Source organism: Nocardia sp. NPDC051052 (genome assembly GCF_044456045.1).
In the GTDB taxonomy this organism is placed as follows: domain Bacteria; phylum Actinomycetota; class Actinomycetes; order Mycobacteriales; family Mycobacteriaceae; genus Nocardia.
The window spans coordinates 579,240-600,983 of record NZ_JBITFL010000004.1 but is presented as its reverse complement, the minus strand read 5'-3'; the positions used below and the strand labels follow the sequence as shown (position 1 = coordinate 600,983).

20 protein-coding genes and 1 tRNA gene are annotated in these 21,744 nt (G+C 66.9%); 11 read left to right on the top strand and 10 right to left on the bottom strand.

Going from position 1 to position 21,744, the window contains the following annotated elements:
* Window positions 1–12 precede the first annotated feature (12 nt).
* A complete protein-coding gene (locus ACIBCN_RS16775) occupies window positions 13–435 on the bottom strand; it encodes a hypothetical protein (RefSeq protein ID WP_396992426.1) in 423 nt (140 codons plus the stop codon).
* A gap of 89 nt (window positions 436–524) precedes the next feature.
* On the opposite strand from ACIBCN_RS16775, the gene ACIBCN_RS16770 reads away from it, so the two are divergent.
* Window positions 525–965: a MarR family winged helix-turn-helix transcriptional regulator gene (locus ACIBCN_RS16770; protein WP_396992425.1), complete on the top strand. Its 441-nt coding sequence runs from the start codon at window positions 525–527 to the stop codon at window positions 963–965.
* Between the two features lie 57 nt (window positions 966–1,022).
* Here the strand turns inward: ACIBCN_RS16770 and ACIBCN_RS16765 are convergent, their stop codons facing one another.
* Window positions 1,023–2,135, bottom strand: a complete 1,113-nt coding sequence (locus tag ACIBCN_RS16765; RefSeq protein ID WP_396992424.1) for an alcohol dehydrogenase catalytic domain-containing protein — start codon at window positions 2,133–2,135, stop codon at window positions 1,023–1,025.
* Between the two features lie 69 nt (window positions 2,136–2,204).
* Window positions 2,205–3,455, bottom strand: a complete 1,251-nt coding sequence (locus ACIBCN_RS16760) for a DUF418 domain-containing protein (RefSeq protein ID WP_396992423.1) — start codon at window positions 3,453–3,455, stop codon at window positions 2,205–2,207.
* Window positions 3,456–3,636: 181 nt separating this feature from the next.
* On the opposite strand from ACIBCN_RS16760, the gene ACIBCN_RS16755 reads away from it, so the two are divergent.
* The 4 genes from ACIBCN_RS16755 to ACIBCN_RS16740 all read left to right on the top strand — a co-directional run bounded on the left by ACIBCN_RS16755 (window position 3,637) and on the right by ACIBCN_RS16740 (window position 7,309).
* Complete coding sequence (locus ACIBCN_RS16755; RefSeq protein ID WP_396992422.1) at window positions 3,637–4,305, top strand: response regulator; 669 nt, start codon at window positions 3,637–3,639, stop codon at window positions 4,303–4,305.
* The gene (locus ACIBCN_RS16750; protein ID WP_396992421.1) at window positions 4,302–5,384 is read left to right on the top strand and encodes a sensor histidine kinase; all 1,083 of its coding nucleotides are present in this window, start codon (window positions 4,302–4,304) and stop codon (window positions 5,382–5,384) included. Before ACIBCN_RS16755 ends, ACIBCN_RS16750 begins: the two co-directional genes overlap by 4 nt.
* A gap of 188 nt (window positions 5,385–5,572) precedes the next feature.
* On the top strand, window positions 5,573–5,920 hold the full coding sequence (locus tag ACIBCN_RS16745; protein WP_396992420.1) for a VOC family protein: 348 nt from the start codon (window positions 5,573–5,575) through the stop codon (window positions 5,918–5,920).
* A 261-nt stretch (window positions 5,921–6,181) separates the two neighbouring features.
* Window positions 6,182–7,309, top strand: a complete 1,128-nt coding sequence (locus ACIBCN_RS16740) for an SGNH/GDSL hydrolase family protein (RefSeq protein WP_396992419.1) — start codon at window positions 6,182–6,184, stop codon at window positions 7,307–7,309.
* A 3-nt stretch (window positions 7,310–7,312) separates the two neighbouring features.
* Here ACIBCN_RS16740 and ACIBCN_RS16735 read toward each other — a convergent pair whose 3' ends face one another.
* Window positions 7,313–8,716 carry a pentapeptide repeat-containing protein gene (locus ACIBCN_RS16735; RefSeq protein ID WP_396992418.1) on the bottom strand — a complete coding sequence of 468 codons (1,404 nt, stop codon included), beginning with the start codon at window positions 8,714–8,716 and terminating at the stop codon, window positions 7,313–7,315.
* 218 nt (window positions 8,717–8,934) lie between these two features.
* On the opposite strand from ACIBCN_RS16735, the gene ACIBCN_RS16730 reads away from it, so the two are divergent.
* The 3 genes from ACIBCN_RS16730 to ACIBCN_RS16720 all read left to right on the top strand — a co-directional run bounded on the left by ACIBCN_RS16730 (window position 8,935) and on the right by ACIBCN_RS16720 (window position 12,586).
* Window positions 8,935–9,342: a hypothetical protein gene (locus tag ACIBCN_RS16730; protein ID WP_396992417.1), complete on the top strand. Its 408-nt coding sequence runs from the start codon at window positions 8,935–8,937 to the stop codon at window positions 9,340–9,342.
* A gap of 97 nt (window positions 9,343–9,439) precedes the next feature.
* Entirely contained in the window at window positions 9,440–10,912 is a 1,473-nt protein-coding gene (locus ACIBCN_RS16725; RefSeq protein WP_396992416.1) for an SDR family oxidoreductase, read from the top strand.
* A 738-nt stretch (window positions 10,913–11,650) separates the two neighbouring features.
* Window positions 11,651–12,586 carry an FAD-dependent oxidoreductase gene (locus ACIBCN_RS16720; protein ID WP_396992415.1) on the top strand — a complete coding sequence of 312 codons (936 nt, stop codon included), beginning with the start codon at window positions 11,651–11,653 and terminating at the stop codon, window positions 12,584–12,586.
* Between the two features lie 173 nt (window positions 12,587–12,759).
* Here ACIBCN_RS16720 and ACIBCN_RS16715 read toward each other — a convergent pair whose 3' ends face one another.
* A complete protein-coding gene (locus ACIBCN_RS16715; protein WP_396992414.1) occupies window positions 12,760–13,647 on the bottom strand; it encodes a VC0807 family protein in 888 nt (295 codons plus the stop codon).
* A 73-nt stretch (window positions 13,648–13,720) separates the two neighbouring features.
* Here ACIBCN_RS16715 and ACIBCN_RS16710 point away from each other — a divergent pair, with 73 nt between their 5' ends.
* Window positions 13,721–14,215 (top strand): MarR family winged helix-turn-helix transcriptional regulator, encoded by a 495-nt coding sequence (locus ACIBCN_RS16710; RefSeq protein ID WP_396992413.1) that lies wholly within the window; start codon window positions 13,721–13,723, stop codon window positions 14,213–14,215.
* On the opposite strand, the gene ACIBCN_RS16705 is transcribed toward ACIBCN_RS16710, so the two are convergent.
* From ACIBCN_RS16705 to ACIBCN_RS16695, 3 genes are all read right to left on the bottom strand, one after another.
* Window positions 14,193–14,501: a hypothetical protein gene (locus ACIBCN_RS16705; protein ID WP_396992412.1), complete on the bottom strand. Its 309-nt coding sequence runs from the start codon at window positions 14,499–14,501 to the stop codon at window positions 14,193–14,195. The genes ACIBCN_RS16710 and ACIBCN_RS16705 overlap by 23 nt on opposite strands.
* A gap of 77 nt (window positions 14,502–14,578) precedes the next feature.
* Window positions 14,579–14,650, bottom strand: a tRNA-Gly gene (locus tag ACIBCN_RS16700).
* Between the two features lie 73 nt (window positions 14,651–14,723).
* A complete protein-coding gene (locus ACIBCN_RS16695; protein ID WP_396992411.1) occupies window positions 14,724–15,944 on the bottom strand; it encodes an MFS transporter in 1,221 nt (406 codons plus the stop codon).
* Window positions 15,945–16,038: 94 nt separating this feature from the next.
* Here ACIBCN_RS16695 and ACIBCN_RS16690 point away from each other — a divergent pair, with 94 nt between their 5' ends.
* On the top strand, window positions 16,039–16,368 hold the full coding sequence (locus tag ACIBCN_RS16690) for an ArsR/SmtB family transcription factor (RefSeq protein ID WP_396992410.1): 330 nt from the start codon (window positions 16,039–16,041) through the stop codon (window positions 16,366–16,368).
* A gap of 63 nt (window positions 16,369–16,431) precedes the next feature.
* On the top strand, window positions 16,432–17,913 hold the full coding sequence (locus tag ACIBCN_RS16685; RefSeq protein ID WP_396992409.1) for an adenylate/guanylate cyclase domain-containing protein: 1,482 nt from the start codon (window positions 16,432–16,434) through the stop codon (window positions 17,911–17,913).
* A 4-nt stretch (window positions 17,914–17,917) separates the two neighbouring features.
* On the opposite strand, the gene ACIBCN_RS16680 is transcribed toward ACIBCN_RS16685, so the two are convergent.
* Together ACIBCN_RS16680 and ACIBCN_RS16675 are read right to left on the bottom strand one after the other, a co-directional pair.
* Window positions 17,918–19,213: a M16 family metallopeptidase gene (locus ACIBCN_RS16680; RefSeq protein WP_396992408.1), complete on the bottom strand. Its 1,296-nt coding sequence runs from the start codon at window positions 19,211–19,213 to the stop codon at window positions 17,918–17,920.
* 86 nt (window positions 19,214–19,299) lie between these two features.
* Window positions 19,300–21,591: a polyribonucleotide nucleotidyltransferase gene (locus ACIBCN_RS16675; RefSeq protein WP_396992407.1), complete on the bottom strand. Its 2,292-nt coding sequence runs from the start codon at window positions 21,589–21,591 to the stop codon at window positions 19,300–19,302.
* Between the last annotated feature and the right edge of the window lie 153 nt (window positions 21,592–21,744).

Genomic DNA, 21,744 nt, shown 5'->3' with positions numbered 1-21,744 from the left:
AGATCAGGTTACCTACCGCACCTGCTCAGCGCCAGACATATTCGCGGCCATCTTTTCCAGCACCCGCATGGTCTCGGCGAATTGCTCATCGGTGATGCCCTCGGTCATCTGCCGACGGCGCGCGCCGATCCGAATCCAGGCCTGGCCGTGCACATCTCGACCCGCGTCGGTCAGCGAGAGCGTGCCCGACTCGTCGACCACGAGCCCCCTGGTGACGACCGCGGCCAGCTCGGCGTCCCACTCCGCCTGGCCGTTCAGGAAGGTGTCGAGCGCGGCGTGCAGCTCGCTCGCCTGCTGCGGACCGTCCGACAGCGAGTGCAGGATCTGCCAGTGCCTGCGGCCCAGTTCGCCGGCGGCGAGATCCTCGTCGAATCGCTCGGTAATCAGTCGATCGAGCTCTACGAGCCAGTAACCGATGTGGCGCCGAACGGCCATGATGTCCTCCAAAAGCATGTAGCTAAACAACTACATGTACTATTACATACAACTCCGACGGATGGAAGAGCGCACGACAGGAGGAACCGATGAACGAGCACGACGCGATCACCGAGGCCGTCGAAGCGGCGATGGTCCGGATCCGGCGCAGACAGACCCGAGGGGCACTCGCAGGCAACTCGCCGATCCCGATCGCCCTGCACCGACTCCTCGACGCGGTCGCCGCCACCGATTCCCCCACCGTCAGCACCCTGGCCCCTACCCTCGGCGTAGATCAACCCCGAGCCAGTCGCCTTGTCGCCCAAGCTGTTTCGCACGGACTACTGGAACGCGTCGCCGACCAGCACGACGGACGCCGCGCCGTACTCCGCCTCACCGCCGACGGACAGCAGGCCATGACGGCCGCCAGCACCGGCCGCCGCACCGCGATGGCCGCCGCCATGGCCGACTGGACCGCGACCGAACGCCGCGAATTCGCCCGCCTCCTAGCACGTTTCGTCGACACCGTGGACGCGCCGAACTCACCCTGACCGCAGTGCACCACGGCGCGACGTTCTCGCTTGCCGCCATGAGCCACTCGCGGGCGGTCAGTCGAAGATGATGACCTGACGCAGGGCGTGGCCCGCGGCGAGTTCGTCCATGGCGTGGTTGATTTCGTCGAGGCCGATGTGGGCGGACACCAGGCGTTCGACGGGCAGGCGGCCCTCGCGCCACATCTGGACGTAGGTGGGGATATCGCGCGCCGGCACGGCCGAGCCCAGATAGCTGCCGACGATCGAACGGCCCTGTGCGACAAGGGCAAGCGGGGAGATGCTGGCGCGGGCATCAGGGGCGGGCAGTCCGACGGTCACCGTGGTGCCACCGGGAGCCGTTGCGGCGACCGCGGTTTCGAAGGCGCGGATATTGCCCGCGGCTTCCACGACGATCTCCGCCTGCACACCCGACTCGGCCACCTGCGCTGGGGTGTAGGCCGCAGTAGCACCCAATTCCTTTGCCAGCGTCAGCTTTTCCGAAACCGTGTCGACGGCGATGACCTCGTGACCAGCGGCGGCCAAGGACACCGCGACCAGCACCGCCGCCATGCCGACACCGCCGAGCCCGACCACCATGATCCGATCTCCCGGCCCCGGTCGCGCCGAATTCAACAGCGCGCCACCGCCGGTCAACACCGCGCAGCCGAGCACCGCCGCGACCTCGGGCGGCACGTCGTCGTCCACCGGAACCACCGACCTGCGGTCCACCACGGCGTGCGTCGCGAAGGCGGACACCCCGAGATGATGGTGCACCTCCTCGCCCGCCCGGCTCAACCGCCGCCCACCGCCGAGCAGTTCGCCCGCGTTGTTGGCGACGCTGCCTGGCACGCACGGCGTCCGCCCCTCGGTCGCACAGCCCGCACATTCACCGCAGCGCGGCAGGAAGGTCATCACCACGCGCTGGCCGACCGCGAGATCGCTGCCACCCGGCCCGATCGCCTCGATCCGCCCGGCCGCCTCGTGACCGAGCAGCATCGGCACCGGCCGCACCCGGTTCCCGTCCACCACCGACAGGTCCGAGTGACACAGCCCGGCCGCCTCGATCCGAACCAGCAGCTCCCCCGCCCCCGGTTCGCCGAGCTCCAACTCACCCACACTGATCGGCGCCGATTCGGCGAACGGCACGGGCGCCGCGATCCGCTCCAGGACCGCCCCACGAATCTTCATTCCGCCGACGCTACCGTCCCCACTGTCCCAGGCACAGGGGCCGCGCTCCGCCGACGACGCCGAGCGTGACTATCGGACGCGATCGGCTACGGCGGTTGCGCGGTGCAGCAACCATTCGAGGGGGCCGCGGCGGAAGAAGCGGCTCCAGTAGTAGGCGAACATCATGATGATCGCGCTCAGGCCCAGCAGGACAGGGAGGCTGCCGGCCGGCAGGACGTCGAAGCCGAGCACCGCGATCGCGACCACGTGGAATACGTAGGCGGTCAAGGACATGCTGCCGACCGCGATGAGTGGCGTGGCCAGCCGCCGGAATTGCTGGAATCGGTCGCAGGCGGCGAGGCAGGCGATCAGGACCGTGAGCGCGACACCGGTGTTCGCGACGATCGACAACGTGGTTTCGCTGTGCGGCATCGCCACCACCAGCTGTCGCCAGCCTGTCGGATCGTCGGCCACGTCGGACCACCATGGCGCGTACAGGATTCCGGGCCGCGCCGCCGCGCCGGGCGCGAGAGACAGGGCCAGCGCCGAGCCGCCGTATCCGAGCACCATCAGTCCGAGGCCGGTCGCCGCCAGCCGACCGCGAATCACGGTGTCGGACAAGTCGAGTCGAGCGACCGCCATGCCCGCGAACACGAACGGCAGCCAGCTCAGCGCGGGATAGCCGCCGTTGAGCAGCAGCCCGATCAACCCATCGTTGCTCGAGCTCGGATCGCCGCGGCCGCTCAGCCAGGCCAGCGGATCGAAGCGATTGACGGCGGCGGTCCAGCCGGAGTCGGTCGCGATCACCGTGAACATGATCTGTGGCAACACCAGCACGCTCGCCACCGCGATCACGGCCAGCGTATCGGCGCGCAGTCGAGCCAACGGCAGTGCCAGCAGGAAGTACAGCCCGTAGTAGGCCAGGATCACCTCGACCTTCGTCCCGGACGCGGTCAACAAGGTACCGAGCACCAGCAGGATGGCGGCCCGGATCAGGATCTTCACCCGCGCCTGTCGACCGGCCGGCCCGGTCTTCGGCACGCGCCGCCCGGTGATCAGCAGAATCGAGAATCCCGCGAGAAACGCGAACAACGCCGAGGACCGCCCGTGCGTCACCTCCATGACGAATCCGATTACCCCACCGTCCCCCGGGTTCGGCCCCACATGCGCCGCATACATCCCGAGCACCGCAAGACCGCGCGCGAGGTCGACGCCGACCAACCGGGTAGTGGTCCGCGCCGCGTCGCCACCCTGCACCACATCCCCCACCCGCACCGTGTCAGCTCCCCGAGTCGACTGACCGACGCCATCACCAGGGGCCGGAAGTCCGTTGTGTCCCATGCTTTCAGCGTCGAGAACGCGCGATCCATCCGGTATCCGGCACGCGTCCAGTCCCGCTCCGTCCATCAGCCGCCGGTACCCCGCCGAACGGCTGGACCATCCCCGCCGATCGGCCGTCCGACCGCCGCGCCGACAGGTCGCCCGCTCGACCGGATCTAGGCTCACGTGCGGAAATGACACTATGGTGCAGGAGGTGTGGCGGGTGATCCGGGTGGTGGTCGTCGACGACGAGGCGCTGGTGCGCTCCGGGTTCGAGTTGATCTTGAACGCGGCCGCCGATATCGAGGTGGTGGCGACGGCGACCGGGTCGGCGGCGCTGCGGGCGGTCGAGTCGACCCGGCCGGACGTCGTGCTGCTCGATATCCGGATGCCCGACGTCGACGGCCTGACGGTGCTGCGGCGGCTGCGCGCCCTACCCGACCCGCCGGTGGTCGCGATGCTAACCACCTTCGACACCGACGACTACATTCTGTCCGCATTACGTTCCGGCGCAGCGGGTTTCGTACTCAAGGACACCGAACCCGAACAGCTCGCACAGCTGACGCGCACCCTCGCCACGGGCGGCGTCGTGCTGTCACCGAAGGTCTCGGCCGCCCTGCTGCGCAACGCGGAGCCCGCCACCACCGCGGACATCGACGCCGACGCCGCACGCGTCGAACGGCTCAGCGAACGAGAACGCGCGGTACTCGTGCTGATCGCCACCGGCCTGTCGAACGCGGAGATCGGTCAGCGGATCCACCTGAGCGTCGGCACGGTCAAAGACCATGTCAGCGGGATCTTCACCAAACTACGGGTGTCCAGCCGCGTGCAAGCGGCGCTGCTCGCCCAGCGGGCCGGGCTGCTGCCATGAACCGGCTCCCGCCGTGGCTGATCGACCTGGGGCTCGTCGCCGTGGCCGTGGCCGACGTGCTCGTCGACGGCCAGGACAACTCTCGGATCGAGTTCGCCGCAGGCATTGTCGCGTGCGCCGCCCTCCTGCTGCGCCGTCGCTACCCGCTGCTGGCCTTCGCGCTGACGCTGCCCGCCAGCTGGATGCTCGCCAACCTCGCCGCCCCCGCCATCGCGCTGTACACGCTGGCCCAGCGCATCAATAATCGCCCGCTGCTGTGGGGTTCCGTGCTCGCCACCTCGATCGCCGCGTCCGCGCCGTGGCCGCCCGGGCACAGCCTCGACCAGCGCGGCATGATCGTCACGTTCGCGTACTCGCTGGCCTGGGCGGGTGCCCCGGTGCTGCTCGGTCAGCTGGTGCGGACCCGCCGCGATCTGTCCGTCCGGTTGGTCGAGATCGAGGAGGCGCGCGACCACGAACGGCAACTGCACGCGCAGGCGGTGCTGGCCCGCGAACGCGCGCAGATCGGCCGCGAAATGCATGACGTGGTCGCGCATCAGGTCAGTTTGATCGCGGTGCGCGCGGGCGCGCTCCAGGTCGCCGCCACCGACCCCGACGCCGCCGAGGCCGCACGCACCATCCGCAGGCTCAGCGTGGACACCTTGGACGAGCTCCGCCACATGGTCACGCTGCTGCGGGCCGCGGGCGGTCAGAGCACCGAGCTCACACCCCAGCCGACGCTCGCCGACCTGCGAAAGCTGCTCGACTCCAGCGGCATTCAGCTCGAGCTGCGCGGCGAGCTGCCCGACGAGCTCGCCGCGCCCGGCCAGCGCACCATCTATCGGACGGTGCAGGAGGCGCTCACCAACGTGCGCAAGCACGCGCCCGGCGCGACCGCGACCGTGACGCTGTGGCATGACAGCGACCACTTCGGCGTCACCGTCACCAACACCGAGCCGACCCGTCCCGCGGTGGCGCTGCCCAGCTCTCGGCACGGGCTGATCGGCCTCGCGGAACGGGCGGAACTGCTCGGCGGCAGCTTCGAGTCCGGGCCGACGGCCGATCGCGGCTATCGCGCGGTGCTGCGCCTGCCGCGCTGACGCGAAACATGGTCTGGGTCATAGGATGGTGGCGAGATCCATGGGATGTTTGCTAGCGTCGTTGACCGTGACGGTGCTCCCGTTGGCCGCCTTGTACCGAGCCCGGGGTCGGGACCGTCACGGCACAAGGAGAAATTTCACTGTCAGTACAGTTCAATCACACCATTGTCGGTTGCCGCGATAATCGAGTGACCGCCGAATTCTGGGCGGACATCCTCGGCACGGAACTCGGGGCCGAATGGGGCCCGTTCATTCCGCTTCCGCTGGATAACTCGGTAACCTTCGATTTCGCGAACGTGCCACCGCACGTCACCGAAATCTCGCCCCAGCACTACGCCTTCCTGATCTCCGAACCCGAATTCGACGTGGCCTACGCCAAGATCCAGCGCTACCAACTGGACCACTGGTCCGACCCGCGTCAACAGGGCGTCAACGAGATCAACCACAACGACGGCGGCCGCGGCGTCTACTTCCTGGACCCCAACGGCCACTTCATGGAATTGATCACCGTCCCGTACGGCGGCTGGCCGAGCTGATAGACCAGGGGCGGCGTCCGTACGGACGCCGCCCCTCGTCATCTCCTCACCAAGCGTGGGGAATAACCGCTGGCTAAACCGACTGATCGCTTTGCGCATCATGATTTCCGCTGTGCCGGTTTGTTTTTCGAGTTGGACATGGCGGCGCTTCCAGATGAGTACCCTTGACGTACTCCGGAAGGCCTTGCGGTGGTTCGCGTTTGCGAACGCTCATATCGAAACTCGTGCCCATGGCACGAGAAACAGAACTGCGAGTTTTCCATGCCTATCGCACTGCAGAATTTGATCGTGCTCGGGGACAGTCTGTCCGACATCGGGAACAAGAGAGAAGCAGCTACGGGGCTGTTCGCGCGCGCCATCAAGGCGATGCGCACCAACGAAATCGGCCGGTACAGCGACGGAAAGAACTGGACGGATTTCCTGATCGAGTGGGCGGGAGCGGATCCGCTGGTCCGGTCCACCAAGGGACTCACCGAGGAGGCGACCGAATACCACCGCGGTCTGACGAAGCACTCGCTGCTGCTGCGGACGGACGTCGACGCGAATCCGCCTGTGCGCTATGCCAATTACGCCGAGGGCGGCGCCATCGCGGGTTCGGACTGGAGTCCGAAGGCCGGCGCGCTGGGCTACCTGAAGACGCAGGTCGCCGAGTACATCAAGGCACGCAAGGCACTCGGCGACCAGTACACCGGTGACACCATGCATATCGTCTGGATCGGACTGAACGACATCGTCACCGCCGAACGCGCCGAGGGCATCACCATGACCTCCCCGGACGGCGTGTACGAAGTACCGAAAGGTCTCAAAAACCAGGCGGGCACCGGCATTACACCCGTGGTAGCGGAGATCAAGAGTCTTGTCGACAGCATCGCCAACGCCTTCCCCGGCCCGCCCGATCGCAACCATTTCATGCTGATCGATCTGCCGAGCCCCACCGTCTCGATCCGGTTCCAGGACCAGATCGCCGACGGCAAACGCAAACAGGTGGACCGGTTTTCGGCCAACACCGCCCGCTTCAACGACGTGCTCGACTATTTCACCACCCACTGGCCGATGACCGCTGCGGATCCTCAGCCCGGGGCCACGAAAGCCCAGGTGTCACTGGTGCGCATGTGCGACTGGATGACCTACGTCGCCGACAACGCCAAGGCCTTCGACCTCGCCGGCTTCGCGCAACTGCACGGCGTCCCGGTGCCCTACCTCGGCCAGCCGGACAACGTCGAGCCGGAGATCCGCCGCTGCCTCACCACCAGCGACCTCGCCCACCCCACCCAGGCGGTGTACGAGCTGATCGCCAGGAAGATCGCCGACGACCTACTCGTCGGATACACCCTTGGCCGACTGAACGCGCAGTCCTGGCACGCGATTCGCCCGTACACGGACGCGTAACCCTCACTCGCCGGACAGCTCCGGCGGCCACGGGTTGGGTTTGACGTTGGCCGGCTTGCGCGTCGGAATGTCGTCCCAGTCGAAATGAGTGCCCACCCAGGCCGTCGGGCGATCGAAGGTGACCTCGGTGGCGGTGAAGCGCGCGTCGACGAAGGAGATGTCGCCGAAGAAATCGCCCTCGGTGAAATCGACGGATCGGCCGGCGAAGGTGGTACCCGCGAAGGTGATCGTGCCGTGGAATTCGGCTCGGCTGAAGTCTGTTTCGCGGGTGCCGCGGTTGCGCATGCGCGCGGGGGTGCCGATGCGGGTGTCGTCGAACGCGACGGCACCCGCTTCGAACTGGGCGCCAGCGAAGGTGATTCGGGGGCTCGCGAGGTCGGCGCCGGTGAAGGCGAGGTGCTGACCGTCCAGGGTGGCGCGCTCGAACGAGGTGAGCTCAGCGTGGAACTTTGTGTCCTGGAACGAGGTTCGGGCGCCGGTGGTACGGATACCGATGAAGGTCGTTCGCGACCCTACGAAGGTGGACTTTTCGAACGACACCGAACCGTCGAACGTCGCGCCGTCGAAGGTGGTGCCGTACCCGGCGCGTTGGACCTTCTCCGGACGGGTCGACCCGAATTGCGCATGGTCGAACAGCACGGGACCGTCTTCGAAAACCGCGTCCCGGAAGGTGACGTGCGGACCGGCGAAGATCGCGTGCTCGAAGCTGGTGCGGCCGACGAATACCGCGCGGGCGAACGAGACATTGCGCCCGGTGAACACCGCGTGCCGGAAGTCCGCGCGTTCGATGACGGCATTGGTGAAGGTGAACTCACAGTCGGACCAGGAGACGTCGGCCGAGCGCTGCAGATGATCGGCGATCACCTGCACGATGGTGCGGCGCACCTCCCGATCGTTCTGCCGGAACTGGTAGACCCGTTCGACCTTCAGGCCGGACTCGTCCACCGTTTCCGCCTGCGACACAAGGTGATTCGCACCGGCCACCGGGTCGTAGGGCAGGCGCAGGTAGGCACAGAGCACGTCGACACATTGCTGGCGTCGAGTCGGGGAACGGAACTCGTCGGCGATCCCGGTCATCGCGTAGACCCCGGCGATCCGCACCGCGACGTCGGAATCGCCGAGCTGCCGCGACGCCGCCCCGAACAGTTCGGCGAACCGCCCGCGTTCGAGGTCGCGCTGCCGCCGGTAGGCCACCACCAAGGCGACCGCGCCGCCGACTCCGGCGGCCACCGCCAACGCGATCTTGGTGAGATCCAGCTGATTCGGTGTCTCGGCCTTCGCGCCGAGCGCCAGCCACAGCAGCCACCAGGTGAGCGCCGCGATACCGAGGCCGCAGGCGACCGCCACCAGCACCGCAAGCAGCAACGCCGCGCGGTGCAGTCGGTCGCCCAACCTCCCCCATCGCATTAGCGCATGGTAGCCGCATCGCCGCCCGTCGACTACCGGACAAGATCGGCTATTGCTGCGCCCCAAACGCTTTCAAATGTCCTCTATCCATGCGTCGCACACCATGTCCAGCTGTGCCGCCATCAGCCGCGACGCGTAGGCGCCGGATGGCACAATACGGACAGTAGGTGGCCGCGTCGTTGGGTCACTCGGACGGCTCGCTCGAGTAGTCTGCGGACATGTCTGCTTCCGATTCGCTCGATCCGTCGGCCGAGGTCGAGGCCGTGCACGCGCTGCTCGCCACGTGGCTGGGGACCGAGGCGGAGCCGGACGTCCTGGAACGTTTCGCCGCGACCCAGCACGACACGATGTCCATGGTGACCACCTCTGGCGCTCGGTTGAGTCGCTCTGAGCTGCTGTCCGGACTGCGGCGCGCGCGCAACTCCCGGCCCGGCCTCGATATCGAGATCTCCGAGGTCGAGGTGCTGCTCACCGAAGGAAATGTGACCGTTGTTCGTTTCATGGAACGCCATCACTTCTCCGGCAAACACACCGATCGCTGGACGACCGCGGTACTGACCACCGAGTCCATCCCGCCCCGCTACAGCTGGCGGGTGCTGCACGAGACCGCGACCCCCGGCGACTGATCCGCGTCGATGTCACCTGGGTCCGGTAGAAAGGGTGGAGCGAACGTGTGGCACCCAGTCCGCGCACCGGACTGTCCCAGCGCACCGGAGGCTCTCCATGAGATGTGTGGTGTTCGGCGCGACCGGCTACATCGGCGGACGTTTGGTCCCGGCACTCGTGGCCGAGGGCCACTCGGTGCGGGTGCTGGTGCGCACCCCCGGCAAGCTCGACGACGTGCCGTGGCGCGAGGACGTCGAGATCGTCACCGGTGATGTCACCGATCCGGCCTCGGTGACCGCCGCGCTGGAAAACCAGGACGTCCTCTACTACCTGGTGCATTCGTTGACCCAACGCGACTTCGTCGACATCGATCGCCGCGCCGCGCGCATCGTGGCGACCGCGGCCTTGACGGCCCGACTGTCCAGGATCGTCTATCTGGGCGGCATCATCCCGCAGGGCGAGCGGTTGTCGCCGCATCTGTCGTCCCGGGCGGAAGTCGGCGAAATCCTGCTCGGCTCCGGCGTTCCCACCGTCGAGTTCCGCGCCGCGGTGATCATCGGATCCGGCTCGGCGAGCTTCGAGATGTTGCGCTACCTGTCCGAACGGCTGCCCGCGATGATCACGCCGCGCTGGGTGCGCAACCGCATCCAGCCGATCGCCATCCGCGACGTGCTCTACTACCTGACCCGCGCGGGCACGCTCGGCGCAGCGGTGAACCGTTCCTTCGACATCGGCGGACCCGACGTCCTCACCTACCTCGACATGCTGCGCAGATACTCGGTGATCGCCAAGCTGCCGCGGCGCGCGGTGATGCCGGTTCCGGTGCTGACGCCGTGGCTGTCGGCGCAGTGGGTCAACCTGGTCACCCCGGTGCCGCGAGGCATCGCCGTGCCGTTGATCGAGTCGCTGGTGCACGAGGTGGTCTGCGGCGACCACGACATCGCCGAGCACATCCCGGACCCGCCGGACGGCCTGACCGGCTTCGAACGCGCGGTGGAACTCGCGCTGGCCCGGATCCGCGACTTCGACGTACCGACCCGCTGGTCCGACGCCGACACTCCAAGGGCACCATCGGACCCGCTCCCCAGCGACCCCGACTGGTCCGGCGGCACCCTCTACCAAGACGTGCGCGAACGCCACACCGACGCCGCGCCGGACACCGTCTGGCAGGTCATCGAATCCATCGGCGGCGAACACGGTTGGTATTCGTTCCCCCTGGCCTGGTCGATCCGAGGCTGGATAGATCGGCTCGCGGGCGGCGCCGGACTGCGCCGCGGACGCCGCGACCCCCACCGCCTACGGGCGGGCGAAGCACTCGACTGGTGGCGCGTAGAACACCTCGACCGGCCACGCCTACTCCGTTTACGCGCCGAGATGCGAGTACCAGGCGACGCCTGGCTAGAACTATCCGCCGCCCCCGACCCCAACGGCGGCACAACATACCGCCAACGCGCAATCTTCGAACCCCACGGCCTATCCGGGCACGCCTACTGGAAAGCAATCTCCCCATTCCACGAAATCATCTTCGGCGGCATGATCCGCAACATCACCGGCGCAGCCGAAGCAACTGAACGTCGACAAGATTCGTAGCTGACCTTCCATGGTCACTCGAGACCCCCCGGCGAACAGGTCGCATGGCGCCAGGCACCGGAATTCCATTGGTGCTGAGCACTTCCCAGCCCACCCACAACCGCACCTCTCAGGCGCACTCGACGCAAGTCGCACTCTCTTAACGCACGTTGCAACCCACGTCAAGAGCACACTCGCTACGTCAAGTCGGCGGAGGGGTAGGGCGTCCGACCAAGCATGCGCATCCACCGATTCTGCACGTCGACGCTGGTGATGCGGTCGGGCGTGCATCCGCCTGGGGCAGGCCTCGGCGTTCGTAATCGCTAGCCCCATCCATGCGCGGCGAGCCGACTCAACTGCGGTGGGGCCAGCCTCCGTGAACCGACTCGCATCCAGGACTCCGCTGCACGCAGCCTCCGGCCAAGAGCTGTTCGGTTGCGCAAGAACGTCGCTAGCAGTTCCATGCGCGGCAGGCTGTCTCGTGCGCAGGCATCCGGCGATCGCAGCCTTGCACACGAATCATTCTGCCGCGCACGAGATTGCTAGGCACGTCATGCGCGACGGCTGCTTACCCGTGCGTGTTCGCCGAGCGCAGTCCCGCGCACCTATTGTTCGTCTGCGCATGGAATTGCTGGCAGTTTCGTATGGGACTTAGCGACTCGTGCGCGGCTGGTTGTCTCGTGCGTGGGGCGGGGTGTGGGGTGCGTGCATTCGTTCTTTCCAAGGTGGAGAACGGGATTCGTGGGTACCGTCGCGAATATGGCTAATGATGTGTTGGTGCTGGGGGCGGGTGTTATTGGTTTGACTACCGCGGTCTGTCTGGCGGAGGAAGGTCATCGGGTGCGGGTGTGGGCGGAGCGGCCGCCGGGGCGGACTACCTCGGCGGTGGCGAGTGGGTTGTGGGGGCCCGGTACTACGCCAAGGGATTTGGCGTGGAGCCGGGTTACCTTCGCCGAATTCTCGGAGCTGGCCGATGATCCCGCGTCCGGCCTGCATTTCGAACGCGGACTGCAGGTTTCGAGCTCCTGGTCCGAACCACCTTCTTGGGTGCATGATTTCGTCGACGTGGACATGTGTGCTCCCGATGAACTGCCCGACGGCATGCTGTTCGGCTTCTGGTGCACCGCCCCGCTCATCGATCTGCCGCGCTACCTGCGTTATCTGACCGACCGGCTGGCAGCGCAGAATGTCGAGATCGAGCAGCGGACGGTGCGCGATCTCGCCGAGGCCGCGGCCGCCGCACCCGTCGTGGTGAACTGCACCGGCGTGGCCGCGGGCAAACTCGCCGCTGACGATGCCGTGCAACCGGTGCGCGGGCAGCACGTGATCGTGCGCAATCCCGGTCTGGCCGACTTCTATGTCGAGATCGGCGGCGAATGCGAATGGGCAGGCTTCTTCCCGCACGGCGATCGCCTGATCCTCGGCGGCGTGCGCCAACGCGGCGAGTGGAGCCTGGACCCGGATCCCGAAGTGGCGGAACAGATCCTGCGCCGCTGCATCGCGGTCGAGCCAAAACTCGCCGGCGCCGAGGTGATCGGTCACGAGGTCGGCCTGCGCCCCGGCCGCACCGAGGCCAGGCTCGACGAGGAGCGCATCGACGGCTCGAGGGTCGTGCACAACTACGGTCACAACGGGCTCGGCGTAAGCCTCTCGTGGGGCAGTGCCCGCGAGGTCGCGGAAATGCTCGCCGACTGACCGCCCTGGATCCCCTCGGGACGAATCAACGCGCCGGAGCACCCGCAATGCGGATCCTGCTGAGCCAAATCCGCACCCCCACTTGGGATCCGCACTTTCTATGGGGTCCCAGAGCGAGTGCGGACCCCGAGACAGGGTGCGGATTTTGGCGACGACGCCGTCGGCGCGTGAGATCACCCTGCGGTGAGCTCGTGATCGGCATCCGAAATTCGTGACGCCTCAGTCATTTCCAGGTCGAGTAACCGCTCCGCTCGCGGCACGACGAAGGTGCGGTTGATGAAGAGCCACAGTCCGATCAGCACGATCAGCGGTAGGCCGGACACCAGCGATGACTCCCCTGCCTGGTCGGAGGAGTAGCTGTAGATCACTACGACACGCAGGACCGCGTCCGCCAGTAGTACCGCGCCCAATGTCGCGGTGACGAACCGGTAGATCAGCCGGAACCGGGCCGATTTCAGCCAGGTTCGGTCGAATCCTTCGGCGCGCAGCGGATCACCCTTTGCGGCAACAGGTTTGAGTGCGTCGCGCATGAACGGGTGTTCGGTCCAGGCACTGGCGAGGATGACGATACCGGCGACCGCGATGTACAACGAACTCCGTGCCAGCACGAACCGGGCGTCGCCACTGATCGAGGTCAACACGATCCCGGCCACGACTTCGGCCAGCACCAACACCGCGAAACGGTCGATCGGGTGTGTCCGGTTGCCTCGCAACCGAGTTCGCAGGAGGTCGCCGACGATGATCAGCCCGGCGACCACCGTGCTCGCCACCATGCTCGTCGTATCCGCGCACCCGCCGAGGTAACACCCGATGAGCACCGCGGTGGATACCGCGGTCACCACGATCGCGAATCGCCACCGGAACGCACCGGTCTGCAGGCCGCCGCCGATGGCCTTGGCGGCCAGCAATGTGCCGCCGAGAGACAACCGGATCACAACAGGCAACCCCGTCGGCGCTAGCAGCGCGAACACCACCGTCGGGAGGAACAGGTCGATGGCCGTGTTCGCCACCATCAAGGCCAGCCAGCCGGCCTTCTTCCGCTTCTCGATCGTGCCGTGCATGGACTCCCCAATTCTCTCAGCGAATAATCCTCTTAGTTACTAAGATAGTGAGAGACTAAGGTATATTGAGAACATGACGCAAGAGCTACCCCCACCGGAAACCGCGGACCACACCATCCTCGGCCGCGAATTCGCGTCGGCCATGGTGAACTTCCACGCCGCGACAGGCAAGCTGCTCGGACTCAGCGCGGTCGAGCGCAAGTGCATGGACACGCTGCGCATCCTCGGCCCGGTAACCGCGGGCACCATCGCCGAGCACACCGGCCTCACCACCGGCGCGGTCACCGGGTTGGTGGATCGACTGGAGAAGGCCGGTTATGCGAAGCGCATCCGCGACCCGCACGACAGGCGCAAGGTTCTCGTGGAACTCGTGCCCAACGAACAGGTCGACGCGCTGATGGCCGCGGTCTTCATCCCGTTCGGCACCGAGTTGACCGAACTGATGTCCAGGTACTCCCCCGCGGAATTACAGGCGATCAGCGACTGGATTCGCCGAACCACCGACATCCTGGTAAGCAACACCCACCGGATCTCCGACCCCGATTTCAAGCAGACGACACAGCGGTGAGTCGAGCTGTCGCCTTGCGGCAGAACGGGACTCGCACCGCTCGGGCGCCGTCCAATAGGCGATACCAGGTACGCGCCATGTTGAACGAATTGCCGCCACCGTTGTCCCGCGAGCAGTACACGGACAGGCCGTTCTCGTCGGATGCGGCACAGACGAACCGGCCGAACCGCTGATGGTCGCCGGGCTGCCATTTGGGAATGTTCGTGCCGCCGGGAAATTCGCGGCACGCGTAGTGCACGATCGCCGGTCCGGATACCGCGAGGCGGCCGGTAATTGATCTCTGCATGGGAAAGACGGTAGGAATAGCCCGTCTCAATCCCGTTTCACAGCCATCTCGCGCACTGCGCGAACGACTTTCCTGAGAGCGGATGACGGGATTTGAACCCGCGACCCTCACCTTGGCAAGGTGATGCGCTACCACTGCGCTACATCCGCGTTCGCACCCCGGGTGACTCCGTGATGCGAGAAAAACTTTAGCCGATCGACGGCGGAAAATGCCAATCCGCGCTCATGCGACCTGTTCGACGTCCGCACGGGGGCTGCGCAGACCGAGTCCGGCGGCGGTCAGGCAGGCCAGCGAGACGACCACGACGAACCAGGGGAACACCGTGCTCAGGCCCCAGGTGGTGGCGGCCCAGCCGGCGAGGATGGTCGGCAGCGCCATGGCCGTGTAGGCGAGCAGGTAGTACGCCGACATGGTCTCGCCCCGCTTGTGTTGCGGCACAACCTCGGACAGGTGGCGCAGCGATCCGCCGAAGCCGAGCCCGAAGGTGGCACCGAGCAACACGCCCGCCAGCAGCACCACGACCCAGTTGCCGGTATGCAGCGCGGGCACGGTGAGCAACAGCGCCACCGCCATACCGGTGTCGCCGCCGATGGCCGCACGACGAGCCGGAATCTTGGTCGCGAACAGCTGCGCGGTAGCACCGGCCAAGGCGGTCGACGCGACCACCGCGCCGCCGAAAACCAGGTTGTGGATACCGGTTTCGGCCGAGGCCAGCGACGGGTACAGCGACAGCAGCACGCCGAGCACCGACCAGGCCGCCATCACGCCGAGCGCGGAGAACCAGAAGTCGCTCCGAATCTCCTGCGGCACAGATGGTTTCACGATCCGGATGCGACCGGGGAGGCGGCCGGTGTGCGGTTCCTCCAGCGCGATGACGCCGATACCGATCAGCAGGCACACGACGGTGATGACGACATAGGGCGTGCGCAGCGGATGCGGCGCGTATTGCGCGAGCAGCGCCGAGCCCAGAATCGCCACGGCCATACCGACATTGAACGCGACACCGGTCAGCTGACCGGACCGCGCACCGTGTTTGGGCCGCAGATCCAGCAGCGCCGCCGCACCGGCGACCACCGTGGCGCCGACCGCGAAACCGTGCAACGCGCGCGCCACCAACAGCATCACCACGTTGTCGGCCAACAGGAAGACCGCCAGCCCGGCGATCATCGTGACGAACGCCCCGAGCAGCACCGGCTTGCGCCCGACCACATCGGAAACCTTGCCGGACACCAGCACCGCGCCCAGGGCCGCGAACGCGTACACCGCGAACACGAAGGTCGTGGTCAACGGCGAGAAGTGCCATTCCTTCTGATACATGCCATACAGCGGGGCAGGCACCCCGGACACCCCGAGCGCGACCCCACCCGCAGCCAAAATGAGCCCGTAGGCCCAGCGTTGTGATGTCCGCTCGCCCGCGGCGGGTACCGCCGTCGTCGCTGCCATCGAAAACCCCGATCAGGTAAGTTTGATAATGATCGAACCTCGCCTGACAGTACAGTTAGTATGACGATCATCAAACCCCATAGTGAGGTAGATCATGACCGACGCTAAAGAAGCGGCGGCTGAGGCCCCGCCGGTGGCCTCGCTGGCCGCCGTGCTCGGCGCGATCCAGGACCCCATCCGCCTGGAGATGGTGCGCAGGCTGAGCAACGCGGGCACCGCGGTCCGCTGCAACGAGCTCTACGAGGTGATCAACAAGTCGACCGCGACGCATCACTTCAAGATCCTGCGCGAGGCGGGCGTCATCGAGCGGGTGATCGTGGACGGCCAGATCTGGCAGCGCCTGCGCGCTGCGGACGTCGAAACGGCGCTGCCCGGCCTGCTCACCTCAGTGGTCGACAACGCCAATCGCGCCGGCGACGCCTGACCCGCGCAGCTCACCCGTCGCGCGTCCGCCGAAATCGGCAAGCGATAGAGCATTATCGAGCGGGTGGCGCGCAAACACGATGTCGCATTCGTCACCAAGGCGCTGAGGCTGCTGCCGGTGCTCGGCTGTCTCGTCGGCATGTGCAGCGCGCTCCTCACGATCTTGTACGTCCCGATGCCGTTCGGCACGCTGTGCGTCATCGCCGTCGCTTCACTGCTCGTCTACGGCAGTGATGCCGCGCTGTGGGTGGGCCCGACCCGGACCCGGCTTCGAGTCCTCGACACCTGGTCGCGAACCCGAGAGAATGCTGCCGACGCCTGGCAGGCGGTCGCGGACCTACCCTTCGCGCCGCTGCGGCAGAAGCGCACTTATCCGGTGGTCATCGCACTCACCGTGGCGTGGAACAGCGTCGGCGTCCGCCTGGTCGGGCTGTCACCACAGTCGTTCCTGCTGTTCTTCCCGGCGTCGATATTGACCTGGCTGTACTGGCTGGCGCTGCGTTTCTACCTCACCGAACTGCTGATCCGCCCGGTCCTTGCCGACATCAGCGCCGACCTTCCGCACAGCGAGGTCGCACCGGCTCCGCGCCTCACCCTCCACCGACGGCTGCTAATCGCGGCGCCTGGGCCGATGCTGATCGTCGGCACCGTCGTCGCAGGCTTGGTCGGTCCGCACACCATCGGGACCATCGTGGTCGGGATCGGGGCGTCCGCGCTGGCCGCGGCGGCCATCACCAGCTGGCCGATCGTGCTACTCGCCAACTCGGTGACCGCGCCGATCGCACACCTGCGCGATGCGGCCGAACGCATCGGGACCGGCGATCTGACCGCCCGGGTGCCGATCGTCTCGACCGATGAGATCGGTGTGCTGGCGCACGCGTTCAACGCCATGGCCGACGGGCTACGCGAACGCGAACGAATCCGCGCCGCGTTCGGGACTTACTTGGATCCCGTTGTCGCCGAGCACATTCTGCGCGCGGGACCGTCATTAGCGGGCGCGGAGATCGAGGTGACGGCCTGGTTTCTGGATGTGCGCGGCTTCACCGGTTATGCCGAACGGCTCCCGGCGCGACAGGTGGTTGCCTCGCTCAACAACCTGTTCGAGCTGGTGGTGCCGATCGTGCGCCGCTACGAGGGACACGTCGATAAATTCGTCGGCGACGGATTGCTCGCTGTCTTCGGCGCGCCACTGCCCCGCCCCGATCATGCCGACCAGGCTTTGGCCGCGGCCCTCGACGTCGCGGCGGCGGTGCATGGGCAGGAACTACAGATCGGGATCGGCCTGAACTCCGGCCAGGTCATCGCCGGAAACATCGGCGGCGCAGGGCGATTCGACTACAGCGTGATCGGTGACACGATCAACGTCGCGGCACGCGTTGAGGCCGCGACCCGGCAGACGGGCGACATCGTCCTGCTCAGCGAGCAGACCCGGAGGTTACTGCGCGCCGAACAGAACGAGCTGATCGCGCGGCCAGGGATCACGCTCAAAGGCAAGTCCGCACCCGTAACGCTGTACGCGCCCACGAATTTCAGCGTCGAGAACTAACGCCTCAGCCCTCGACCAATCGGCGCACCGCGGCGGGCAATTCACGAGTTCGCTTGTACGGCCCGGCAATCGACGCCGCGAAGGGCCGCGACAGCAGCGTGTTCGCGACGGCGGAGACCTCGTCGGTGGTGACCGCGTCGATCCGCGCCAACGTTTCCGACACGCTGCGGTGATTGCCGTAGCTGAGTTCGCTGCGCCCGATCCGATTCATCCGGGACGCGGAATCCTCCAGGCCGAGCACGAGCCCACCGCGCAGCGAGCCCTTGGCACGAGCGCATTCGGCATCCGTAATGCCGTTCGCCGCAACCTCTTCGAGAACGTCACGAGCCAACGTGGCTACCTTGCCGAGGTTTTCCGGCTGACAGCCGATATACACCGAGAACGCGCCGGTATCGGCGAAGGTGTCCACGCTGGAGTACACCGAGTACGCCAGCCCGCGTTCCTCCCGGATCCGTTGGAACAGACGGGAACTCAGCCCACCACCGACCACGGTGTTGAGTACCGAGAGCGGCCAGCGCCGCTCCCCCTCGTGCCGCCCGAAGGCGCGCACACCGAACGCCAGGTGCGCCTGCTCACTGTCGCGGTGGCTCCAGTGCAGTTCCGGATCGCTGGCAGGCCGGAACCGGCCCTCGCGCCGCTTGGCCGGCGTGGCAGCGGGATCGAGCCGATTCTGGAACGCGCGGTGCACCAGCTCCACCGTGTGATCGTGTTCGACATTGCCCGCGACGGCGACGACCATCCGGTCCGGCCGGTAGCGCCGCAGATGGAAGCCGCGCAACTGTCCCGCGTGCATCGACTCGATGGATTCGATGGAGCCGATCACCGGCCGCCCGATCGGATGGTCCCCGAACAGCGCGGACAGGAACGCGTCGCCGACCAGGTCCTCCGGGTCGTCGTCGCGCATGGCGATCTCTTCGAGCACCACCTGACGTTCCAGGTCGACGTCCTCGGCCCGGCACAGCCCGTTGAGCACCACGTCGGAGACCAGGTCCACGGCCAGCGGCAGGTCCTCGTCGAGCACGTGCGCGTAGTAGCAGGTCTGTTCCTTCGCGGTGAACGCGTTGAGCTCACCGCCGACGGCGTCCATCGCCTGCGCGATGTCCAGCGCCGTCCGCGTGGGCGTCGCCTTGAACAGCAGGTGTTCGAGGAAGTGTGCCGCACCGGCGACGGTGGGCCCCTCGTCGCGCGAGCCGACCCCCACCCAGACGCCGATCGACGCCGAGCGCACGCCGGGGACATGTTCGGTCACCACACGCAGCCCGCCGGGTAGCACGGTGCGTTGTACGCCGGGATCGATCATGTTGGCTCGCAGCTCCAGTGACGAACCCCCCTGCTCGCGTCGGAGCAGAGGGGCTGTCGTCTTCTTCGTCGTCACAAAGACAAGTACTACTCGGTCGCTGCCGCGCCCGCATCAACGGTCTCGGCTTCCGCGGAGTTCCCTGCCTCTTCGGCGTTATCATCCTCGACCGGGACCAGCGAGATCTTGCCGCGGTTATCGATATCGGCGATCTCGACGCGCAGCTTGTCGCCGACGTTCACCACATCTTCGACCTTGGCGACGCGCTTGCCGTTGCCGAGCTTGGAGATGTGCACCAGGCCGTCGCGGCCCGGCAGCAGCGAGACGAACGCGCCGAAGGCGGTGGTCTTGACGACCGTGCCGAGGAAGCGCTCGCCGACCTTCGGCAGCTGCGGGTTCGCGATGGCGTTGATCATGTCGATCGCCGCCTGCGCCGCGGGGCCGTTGGTCGCACCGACGTAAACCGTGCCGTCATCCTCGATGGAGATGTTGGCGCCGGTCTCCTCGGTGATCTGGTTGATCACCTTGCCCTTGGGCCCGATCACCTCGCCGATCTTGTCGACCGGGATCTTGATCGCGGTGACGCGCGGCGCGTACTGGCTCATCTCGTCCGGGGTGTCGATGGCCTCGGCCATGACCTCCAGGATGGCGGTGCGAGCGTCGTGCGCCTGGCTGAGCGCGCCGGCGAGCACCTGCGAGGGGATGCCGTCGAGCTTGGTGTCGAGCTGCAACGCGGTGACGAAGTCACGGGTGCCCGCGACCTTGAAGTCCATGTCGCCAAAGGCATCTTCGGCGCCCAGGATGTCGGTGAGGGCGACGTAGCGCACCTCGTCCTCACCCTTGTCGTTCTTGATCGTGTCGGATACCAGGCCCATGGCGATGCCTGCGACCGGCGCCTTCAGCGGCACACCGGCGTTGAGCAGCGACAGGGTCGAGGCGCAGACCGAGCCCATCGAGGTGGAACCGTTGGAGGACAACGCCTCCGACACCTGACGGATGGCGTACGGGAACTCTTCCTGGCTCGGCAGCACCGGCATCAGGGCCCGCTCGGCGAGCGCGCCGTGGCCGATCTCGCGACGCTTCGGCGAACCGACGCGGCCGGTCTCACCGGTCGAGTACGGCGGGAAGTTGTAGTGGTGCATGTAGCGCTTGCTGGTCTCCGGGCCGAGCGAGTCGACCTGCTGGGCCATCTTCACCATGTCGAGGGTGGTGACGCCGAGGATCTGCGTCTCGCCACGCTCGAACAGCGCCGAACCGTGCGCCCGCGGCACCACGGCGACCTCGGCGGACAGCGCGCGGATGTCCGCGAGACCGCGGCCGTCGATGCGGAAACCGTCGGTCAGGATGCGCTGGCGCACCAGCTTCTTGGTGACCGAGCGGAACGCGGCACCCAGTTCCTTCTCGCGGCCGACGTAGTCGTCGCCGAGGCGGGACAGCACGTCCAGCTTGATCTCGTCGATCTTCGCCTCGCGCTCCTGCTTGTCGGCGATGCCGAGCGCCTCGCCGAGCTCACGCTTGGCGGTGCCCTCGACGGCCTCGTACACATCGGACTGGTACGGCGGGAACAGCGGGAACTCGCCGACCGGCTTGGCGGCCAGCTCGGCCAGATCCTGCTGCGCCTTGCACAGCCGGGCGATGAACGGCTTGGCGGCCTCCAGGCCCTCGGCCACGACGGCCTCGGTCGGCGCCTGCGCGCCGCCCTCGATCAGCGAAATGACCTTCAGGGTGGCCTCGGCCTCCACCATCATGATCGCGACGTCACCGGACTCGACCACGCGGCCCGCGACGACCATGTCGAACACGGCGCCCTCGAGCTGCTCGACAGTCGGGAACGCGACCCACTGGCCCTCGATCAGCGCGACGCGCACGCCGCCGATGGGGCCGGAGAACGGCAGGCCGGAGATCTGGGTGGACGCGGACGCGGCGTTGATCGCGACGACGTCGTACAGGTCGTTCGGGTCCAGGCTCATGATCGTGACGACGACCTGGATCTCGTTGCGCAGGCCGTCGACGAACGACGGGCGCAGCGGGCGGTCGATCAGGCGGCAGGTCAGGATCGCGTCGGTGGACGGACGGCCCTCACGACGGAAGAACGAGCCGGGGATGCGGCCCGCGGCGTACATGCGCTCTTCGACGTCGACCGTCAGCGGGAAGAAGTCGAACTGGTCTTTCGGGTGCTTGCCCGCGGTGGTGGCGGACAGCAGCATGGTCTCGTCGTCCAGGTAGGCGACGACCGCGCCGGCGGCCTGACGGGCCAGTCGGCCGGTCTCGAAGCGGACGGTACGGGTGCCGTAGCTGCCGTTGTCGATCAGCGCTACCGATTCGAACACACCGGGCTCGACCTCTACGGCCGAGGACTTGCGTTCAGTTGTTTCGGTCATTCTCTTCTCTCAACCTCTCGTCTTCGCCGGATCGAGCGCCATCTGGCGCGATCCGGCTCTTCGTCAGCCGTACCTGGTACGGACGCGCGGCAACCATCCTGGCTACGGCACGAGCACCCGGCCGGATCCCCTTGGATCACGGCGACGCGGAGG

Excerpts from the sequence above, each read along its gene's own strand:
- ACIBCN_RS16775 (WP_396992426.1), bottom strand. The coding sequence starts at position 435 with ATGGCCGTTCGGCGCCACATCGGTTACTGGCTCGTAGAGCTCGATCGA.
- ACIBCN_RS16715 (WP_396992414.1), bottom strand. The coding sequence starts at position 13,647 with ATGCACGGCACGATCGAGAAGCGGAAGAAGGCCGGCTGGCTGGCCTTG.
- ACIBCN_RS16675 (WP_396992407.1), bottom strand. The coding sequence starts at position 21,591 with ATGACCGAAACAACTGAACGCAAGTCCTCGGCCGTAGAGGTCGAGCCC.
- ACIBCN_RS16730 (WP_396992417.1), top strand. The coding sequence starts at position 8,935 with ATGTCTGCTTCCGATTCGCTCGATCCGTCGGCCGAGGTCGAGGCCGTG.
- ACIBCN_RS16760 (WP_396992423.1), bottom strand. The coding sequence starts at position 3,455 with ATGGGACACAACGGACTTCCGGCCCCTGGTGATGGCGTCGGTCAGTCG.
- ACIBCN_RS16680 (WP_396992408.1), bottom strand. The coding sequence starts at position 19,213 with ATGATCGATCCCGGCGTACAACGCACCGTGCTACCCGGCGGGCTGCGT.
- ACIBCN_RS16720 (WP_396992415.1), top strand. The coding sequence starts at position 11,651 with ATGGCTAATGATGTGTTGGTGCTGGGGGCGGGTGTTATTGGTTTGACT.
- ACIBCN_RS16755 (WP_396992422.1), top strand. The coding sequence starts at position 3,637 with ATGGTGCAGGAGGTGTGGCGGGTGATCCGGGTGGTGGTCGTCGACGAC.
- ACIBCN_RS16765 (WP_396992424.1), bottom strand. The coding sequence starts at position 2,135 with ATGAAGATTCGTGGGGCGGTCCTGGAGCGGATCGCGGCGCCCGTGCCG.
- ACIBCN_RS16705 (WP_396992412.1), bottom strand. The coding sequence starts at position 14,501 with ATGCAGAGATCAATTACCGGCCGCCTCGCGGTATCCGGACCGGCGATC.
- ACIBCN_RS16740 (WP_396992419.1), top strand. The coding sequence starts at position 6,182 with ATGCCTATCGCACTGCAGAATTTGATCGTGCTCGGGGACAGTCTGTCC.
- ACIBCN_RS16735 (WP_396992418.1), bottom strand. The coding sequence starts at position 8,716 with ATGCGATGGGGGAGGTTGGGCGACCGACTGCACCGCGCGGCGTTGCTG.
- ACIBCN_RS16690 (WP_396992410.1), top strand. The coding sequence starts at position 16,039 with ATGACCGACGCTAAAGAAGCGGCGGCTGAGGCCCCGCCGGTGGCCTCG.
- ACIBCN_RS16750 (WP_396992421.1), top strand. The coding sequence starts at position 4,302 with ATGAACCGGCTCCCGCCGTGGCTGATCGACCTGGGGCTCGTCGCCGTG.
- ACIBCN_RS16725 (WP_396992416.1), top strand. The coding sequence starts at position 9,440 with ATGAGATGTGTGGTGTTCGGCGCGACCGGCTACATCGGCGGACGTTTG.
- ACIBCN_RS16770 (WP_396992425.1), top strand. The coding sequence starts at position 525 with ATGAACGAGCACGACGCGATCACCGAGGCCGTCGAAGCGGCGATGGTC.
- ACIBCN_RS16710 (WP_396992413.1), top strand. The coding sequence starts at position 13,721 with ATGACGCAAGAGCTACCCCCACCGGAAACCGCGGACCACACCATCCTC.
- ACIBCN_RS16695 (WP_396992411.1), bottom strand. The coding sequence starts at position 15,944 with ATGGCAGCGACGACGGCGGTACCCGCCGCGGGCGAGCGGACATCACAA.